Consider the following 5,589-nt stretch of genomic DNA (forward strand, 5'->3'; position numbering starts at 1 on the left):
GCTCCGAGGTGCGCCACACGGCGGTGAAGCCGCCCGCGTCGCGCACGTTGCCGGCTAGGAAGTCGTCGTGGATCGCGAAGGGGCTGGCGTACACGTCGCCGACTGGGTCGATGAGACAGACCACCTGCGAGGAGAATCCGCTGGCCGGCTTCGACCCGGCCCTCGCGCCGGCGCCGGCCGGGGAGTGACGGGGACGGCTCCACGGCACCCCGGCATCGCGGCACCCCGGCACCCCGGCATCGCGGCATCGCGGCATCGCGGCATCGCGGCGCCACGGTATGGCGGGCCGCGTCACGACGAGACGGAGGAGGGCGGTCGGTGGACGAGCGTCGACTGGGCGACGCCGACGAGGGCATCCATCCTGTCGGTCCGGAGCTCAACTGGAACGAGAGCCGCTACATCGACTTTCGCGACCCGGAGTCCGGCATCGGCGGATGGTTTCGCATCGGGATGCGACCCAACGAGGGCCGCGCGGAGATGTCGGCGTGCGTCTACCTACCGGACGGGCGCGCCGGATTCTTCTTCGAGCGTGCCCCGATCGACGGCAACGGGCTGACGGCCGGCGGCCAGCGGTGGTCGATCGGCGACCCGTACCGGGAGAACACCGTCCGCTACCGCGGCCCGATGCTGCTGCTGGACGACCCCTGGGCCATGACCGACCCGAAGCGCGCCTACCAGGACAGTCCCCGGGTCGACGCCGAGATCGACCTCACCGTCCACTCCACCGGGCTGTCGACCGTGATGGGCCGCGAGCAGTGGCATATCGACCGGATCTTCCTGCCCGGCCAGGCCGACTGGCACTACCAGCACCTGTGCCGCTCGGTCGGCACGGTGCGCCTCGGTGATCAGACGTGGCGGGTCGACGGGCGCGGCGGCAAGGACCACTCGTGGGGACCGCGCAACTGGCACGCGAAGATCTACCTGCGCTGGCTGATCTGCGCGGTCGACGACGACACCGGTTTCATGCTGGTCCGCGCGGTCGGCCCGACCAAGAAGACCCGCGGCGGGTTCGTGCTCGACGGCGGCGAGTTCCACGTCGTCGACGACTTCACCTTCCGGTCCCGCTACGGCCCGGGCCCCCGCCACGTGCTCGAGTCGGTCTCGGTCACGGCGACCGTGGGCGCTCGCAGCTGGTCCGCCACCGGCACGCCGCAGGGGTGGCTGCCGGTTCGCCACCGCCAGCCCGGCCCCGACGGCCGCGAGGCACTGCTGCGGATCGTGAAGTCCCCGACGGTGTGGACCTGGTCGGACGGGCGGGCGGGCAGCGGGCACAACGAGTGGCACGATCTCGTCGTCGACGGGATCCCGATCGGGCTGGACGACTGAGGTGGGCGACCCACGCGGCCTGGTCCCGGCGACGCTGTCGCCGTGGCTGTCCGGACGGCTGCCGGCAGTGACCGGGGACCTGCGTTACGAGCCGATCTCGGGCGGGCATTCGAACATCACCGTACGGGTCCTCGACGACGGGGGACACGCCTGGGTACTGCGGCGACCGCCGCTGGGCGACCTGCCGAAGGGTGCCCACGACGTGCTGCGCGAGGCGCGGATCATGGCCGCGCTCGCCCCCACCGACGTCCCGGTCCCGCACATCGCCGCGACGTGCGACGACGTGGCGGTCACGGGTGCGCCCTTCTACGTGATGGACTTCGCCGCGGGCGCCGTCGTCGCCAATCCCGACGACGTCCTCGCGGCGCTTCCCGAGCCCGCGAGCCGGCGCCGGGCCGGGATGAGCCTCATCGACACCCTGGCCCGACTGCACCGCGTCGACATCGACCAGGTCGGGCTGGGCGGCCTGGCCGACCGCGGGCGCTACGTCGAACGCCTTCTCGCCCGGATGAGCCGGGTGCTCGCGCAGACCCGCACCCGCGATCTTCCCCTCGTCGACGACGTCGGGCGCCGCCTCGCCTCCTCGGCGCCCCCCAGTCGGTACACCGGGCTCGTGCACGCCGACTACCGGCTCGGCAACGTGATGCTCGCGCCCGACGGCACCGTGGTCGCGGTCCTCGACTGGGAGCTGACGACCGTCGGCGACGTCCTCGCCGACCTCGGCTTCCTCATCAACAACTGGGAGCTGCCGAGCGACGACGTGCCGCGGGTGTGGATGGAGACGCCCCCGACCCGCGCGGGCGGGTTCCCCGACCGGGACGAGGCGGTCCGGAGCTACGCCCGCACGACGGGCTTCGACGTGTCGGACCTGCCGTGGTATCGGGCGTTCTCTGCCTGGCGGATGTCGATCATCGCCGAGGGGATCAAGGCGCGCTACGAGTCCCGGGCGATGTCCTCCGACCGCGTCGACCTGCGCTATCTGGGGCAGCGTGTGCTGGACCTCGCGGCCCAGGCCGACGCGCTGCTGACCGCCGCGTAACGGACTGCGGGCCCTCGAGACGTGGGCCCAGGAGTACCTGAACCCGGCCTGACGGCTGCCCGGCACATGTCGTGGGGGCGCCGCCCCGGCCCGCTTGCCGGAACCCGCGAGCGCGGACTCCGGCGCGTGACGCCGGCTCGGCGCCGCCCACGACATGCCCCCCGAGAGTGGTGTGCTCCCCGGAGTGCGGCGGCGCGCGGTGCGTCAGGGAGCGATGAACTGCAGGTCGAGCTCGATCTTCACCTTGTCGGCCAGGGCGAGCTTGCCCGCGCCGAGCGGCAGGTTGAAGGTGATGCCGTAGTCGGCGCGGCTGAGCTCGCCGGTCGCCGAGAAGCCGGAGCGGACCCGGCCGTCGGCGGGGTGGGTGTCCGTGCCGTAGAACTCGACGGCCAGGGTGATCGGCTTCGTGACCCCGTTGATGGTCAGGTCGCCGCGCAGCGCGTACTGCTCGCCCTCGGCGGAGACGGCGGTCGAGGCGAAGGCCATCGTGGGGTGCTCGGCCAGGTTGAAGAAGTCGGTGCTGCGCAGGTGCGCGTCCCGGTCGGCCTGGTTGGTGTTGATCGACGCGAGGTCGATGCTGGCCGCGACGGCGACCGTCTCGAGGGCGTCGCCGACCGTCAGTGTCGCGGCGAAGGTGTCGAACCGGCCGCGGACGTTGGTGACGCCCAGGTGGCGGATCTGGAAGTTGACGCTGGAGTGGGCCGTGTCGAGCGTCCAGCTTCCGGGGACGAGCGGCAGCGGCGCGAGTTCGGACGGGGCGGCGGTCACGCGGGCCTCCTGGTAGGCGGTGGCGACGGGGCACATCAGTTGCAGCTGCAAGTCCTGCGGAGAAAAAGATAGCTGCCTACGAAACGGCGGCCCACCCCGGGTGCACGGCGGATCCCGTCCGAGCGGCCCGCCATCCGCCGTGTCCGGTCCGACTCCGTTACAGTGGCACTCGGTGCCAAATCGGCCCGGGTTCGCGTGGCTCCTGGGAAAGGCGCGGACCACGAACGACGAGGTGGGTTCCATGGCCAGCACGAGGACGTGGTTTGAGACGGTGGCGGAGGCGCAGCGCCGTGCGAAGCGTCGCCTGCCCAGGGGCGTCTATCTGGCGCTCGTCGCCGGCGCCGAGGCCGGCGTCACGATGAACGACAACATCAGCGCCTTCGACGAGCTGAAGGTCCGCCCGCACATCGCCGACCTGCCGCCCACCCGGGACCTCTCGACGACCGTGATGGGCCAGGACATCAGCATGCCGGTGCTGATCTCGCCCACCGGCGTGCAGGCGGTGCACCCTGACGGCGAGGTCGCCGTCGCGCGGGCCGCCGCCGCGGCGGGCACGGCGATGGGCCTGTCCGCCTTCGCTTCCAAGCCGGTCGAGGAGGTCGGCGCGGTCCTCGACAAACTGCTGTTCCAGACCTATTGGCTCGGCTCGCGTGACGAGATCCTCGCCCGGGCCGAGCGCGCCCGCGCCGCCGGTGCCAAGGGCCTCATCGTCACCCTGGACTGGGTGTTCGACTCGCGGCGGGACTGGGGCAGCCCGTACATCCCCGAGCGCCTCGACGTGAAGGCGATGGCCCGCTACGCGCCGCAGGTGGCGCTGCGCCCGGCCTACCTGGGGCGCTGGCTGCGCAGCCGCTCCCTGCCCGACCTCGGCGTGCCGAACCTCGGCCCGCGCGAGGCCACCCCGCCGACGTTCTTCGGTGCCTACGGCCAGTGGATGGGCACGCCTCCGCCCACCTGGGCCGACCTCGCCTGGCTGCGCGCGCAGTGGGACGGCCCTTTCATGATCAAGGGAATCACCCGGCCGGACGACGCGCGCCGCGCGGTGGACGCGGGCGCCAGCGCCCTCTCGGTGTCCAACCACGGCGGTAACAACCTGGACTCGACGCCGGCGTCGATCCGCTGCCTGCCCGGCGTCGTCGACGCGGTGGGCGATCAGCTCGAGGTCGTGCTCGACGGCGGGATCCGCCGCGGCAGCGATGTGGTGAAGGCCCTGGCGCTGGGTGCCCGCGCGGTGATGATCGGTCGAGCCTACCTGTGGGGCATGGCCGCCGCCGGCGAGCGCGGGGTGACGAACGTGCTGGAGATCCTCCGGCAGGGAGCAAGCGAGACGATGCTGGGCCTCGGTCGATCCTCGGTCCACGAACTGTCTCCCGACGACATCATCGTCCCCGCAGGTTTCGCACTCGACCACAAGGGCTGACGAAACCAGGCCTCCCACCTGGTGAAGAAACTTTTTTGATACAGTCCGGAAACCGGTCGCTCTGGGTTCGGTGAAGGCGGGTGCAATGCCTTGTTGCACCCGGGGCGAAATCCGGTTGCACCGTTGTCTGCCGGCCCGGTGGTGTGCACCATTAAGGCATGCCGTGTCGCCCTCGCATTGTTGCCCCTGTCCCTGAGAAACCGGATGCGGACGATTTCCCGGTTGAACCGGATTCCGCACCGGTCATTCTGTGGTCGACCGTGGTGCCCCGGCCTCGGGAGCCGCTCGCCGTCCCGGGCCCGCTACCGGCGCAGCGCGAGCCGGTCGCACCGGACGACCGCGTGCCTCCGGCCGGAGGAATCCCGCCGGTTCCGGGAGTCTCCCCGTTCTTCCGCGTGCTGACCGGCGAGGGGAGCCCGGCCGGCGGCGGGCGGCGGCGTTCGTCGTCGCCGGTCCGGTGCGCGCGGCGCCGTGGCGGCGGCGGCGCGGCCGGCTGCGGCGCCCGTCGGGGTTGAACCGCCGTGACCAATCCCACGCAGGGGCGCTCGGGCGCCACGGATGACACCGAGATAATCCGGCGCATTCCCGCTGGATCCGTGGGCGGTAATGCGGGCGGCCCGGACGGTTCGTCGAGAAAGACGGGGGACTCGCCGCGGGGTCCGCGGGAATCGGTGAAAAGCGCGGGCGGCGCACCGGTGGCCGGGCCGGCGTCGTCGGTTCTTCGGAACGAGACGCCGCGCATCGCGGGTCGCGCGCCGCGGGTTGCGGGCGGATGGGCCGGGGCGGGGGCCGGGCCGGCTGGGCACACGGTCGGCCCCCGCGGGTTCGCGGTCGGCCTGGGACAGGGCGCGGACATCGCCGCCGGCATCGCCCGGGGAAATCCCAGCGGTGACTCGGGGGACTTGGCCGGGCCGCGGCTGTGGAGCCGTCTCGCCGCGGGCGCCGGCCGCTGGTGGCACGCTGCCGGGCGGCGCGCTGCCGGGCGGCGCGGTGGTGGCCGGGCTGGTGGCGGGCCGGCGGGCCGCGGCCCGGCGGG

4 protein-coding genes and 1 pseudogene are annotated in these 5,589 nt (G+C 72.7%); 3 read left to right on the plus strand and 2 right to left on the minus strand.

The genetic code is table 11. The annotated features are described in order from the left end of the window. Window positions 1–133 (minus strand): annotated as a pseudogene (locus tag C1A33_RS36755) (SPASM domain-containing protein); the annotation flags it as partial. A gap of 185 nt (window positions 134–318) precedes the next feature. Between C1A33_RS36755 and C1A33_RS18955 the strand changes: the two are divergent. Together C1A33_RS18955 and C1A33_RS18960 are read left to right on the plus strand one after the other, a co-directional pair. Next, entirely contained in the window at window positions 319–1,326 is a 1,008-nt protein-coding gene (locus C1A33_RS18955) for a DUF7064 domain-containing protein (RefSeq protein WP_101832797.1), read from the plus strand. A gap of 1 nt (window position 1,327) precedes the next feature. Then, window positions 1,328–2,365 (plus strand): phosphotransferase family protein, encoded by a 1,038-nt coding sequence (locus C1A33_RS18960; protein ID WP_165818460.1) that lies wholly within the window; start codon window positions 1,328–1,330, stop codon window positions 2,363–2,365. Window positions 2,366–2,569: 204 nt separating this feature from the next. Here C1A33_RS18960 and C1A33_RS18965 read toward each other — a convergent pair whose 3' ends face one another. Then, window positions 2,570–3,133, minus strand: coding sequence for a YceI family protein (locus C1A33_RS18965; RefSeq protein ID WP_101832800.1), 564 nt, complete (start codon window positions 3,131–3,133; stop codon window positions 2,570–2,572). Between the two features lie 241 nt (window positions 3,134–3,374). Here C1A33_RS18965 and mftD point away from each other — a divergent pair, with 241 nt between their 5' ends. After that, complete coding sequence (gene mftD / locus C1A33_RS18970) at window positions 3,375–4,553, plus strand: pre-mycofactocin synthase MftD (protein ID WP_101832799.1); 1,179 nt, start codon at window positions 3,375–3,377, stop codon at window positions 4,551–4,553. Window positions 4,554–5,589 lie beyond the last annotated feature (1,036 nt).

Origin of the sequence: Frankia canadensis (assembly GCF_900197875.1) — a bacterium.
Taxonomy (GTDB): Bacteria; Actinomycetota; Actinomycetes; order Frankiales; family Frankiaceae; genus Frankia; species Frankia canadensis.